The organism is Pseudoalteromonas sp. SG41-5, from assembly GCF_014164495.1.
Taxonomy (GTDB): domain Bacteria; phylum Pseudomonadota; class Gammaproteobacteria; order Enterobacterales; family Alteromonadaceae; genus Pseudoalteromonas; species Pseudoalteromonas rhizosphaerae.
Window position 1 is genome coordinate 1 of record NZ_JACJFH010000232.1, and the last position, 1,255, is coordinate 1,255.

Below are 1,255 nucleotides of genomic sequence, written 5' to 3' on the forward strand. Positions count from 1 at the left end.
TGTAATGGTCTAATGAAACTGGACAGGTTTATAGCGTAAAATGAGCTAAACCCAAAAGGTATCACTATGACCAGAAAATCAAAAGTAACACTCAGTGCACAACAAAAACTTGAATATGCCAAATTAATGGTAGAAGAAGGTTATACCAATAAGCAAATTGAAGAGATGTCTGGCGCAGGAAAGTCAGCAGTATCACGTTGGAAGCAACAATATCTATCTGAGCTAGATGGTAAGAGCCCGGGAAATGTACAAGCACTCACACCAGAACAGCAACGTATTCAATTGCTAGAGAAGCAGCTACAGCGCGCTTTAAGGGATAATGATATATTAAAAAAAGCCACCGCTTTCTTCATTCGCGACAATCAAAATTTAAAGTAATTAAAGCATTGAAGAAAGCGACCCCAAGCTATACGGTATCTGAGTTGTGTCGTGCTTTAGAAGTCAGTACAAGTAGTTATTACTATGCGCCCGTCGCGCCAAATAAGTCAGAGCAGGCACTGCTGGCGTTAATTAAATCTATCGCTGACGATTCTGGTTATACGTATGGTAGACGCAGAGTGAACGTTGAACTGAATGCGTTAAATCATACGATTGGAATATATAAAACAGCGGCACTGATGAAAAAGTTGAATATAAAAGCCATCAGGCCGAAGAAAAAACATTACTACCCTAACTCAGGTGATGAACATAAGTACGCACAGAACCTCTTAAAACGAGAGTTTAACCCTGATTCACATAACACGCATTGGGTCGGTGATATTACCTATATCAGGAACCGTCAAGGGTGGAGCTACTTGGCCTGTGTGTTAGACTTATCAACGAGGGAAGTTGTAGGGTATGCCTTATCAACAAGCCCAAATGCTGAATTGGCTATAGCAGCATTGAATAATGCTATTAAGCGTCAACAGCCGGTTCTTAATCAACTGATGTTTCATTCCGATCAGGGGTGTCAGTATTCTGCGGCCTCGTTTAGAGCTCGGTTATCACAACTAACTATAACGCAAAGTATGAGTCGTCGAGGTAATTGTTGGGATAATGCAGTAATGGAGCGATTTTTTAGAAGTTTAAAAACAGAGCGACTGAATCGCCTGTCATTTATAAATCATCATTCAGTTATAAGTGAGGTGGACAATTATATTCAGTTTTACAATTACAAACGTAGGCATTCTACGCTTAATTATATGACGCCACATCAGAAATATAATGAATTAAAAAATGCCGCTTAGAATCTCTACAGAATTTGTTGACCATTACA

1 protein-coding gene is annotated in these 1,255 nt (G+C 39.4%); it reads left to right on the top strand.

What is annotated here, in order from left to right; all coding sequences use genetic code 11:
* Nucleotides 1-66: 66 nt before the first annotated feature.
* A protein-coding gene (locus H5232_RS23250; RefSeq protein WP_182719725.1) for an IS3 family transposase occupies nucleotides 67-1,226 on the top strand; the annotation gives its coding sequence in 2 pieces (ribosomal slippage) (nucleotides 67-340 and nucleotides 340-1,226; 1,161 coding nt in all).
* The last annotated feature ends 29 nt before the right edge of the window (nucleotides 1,227-1,255 follow it).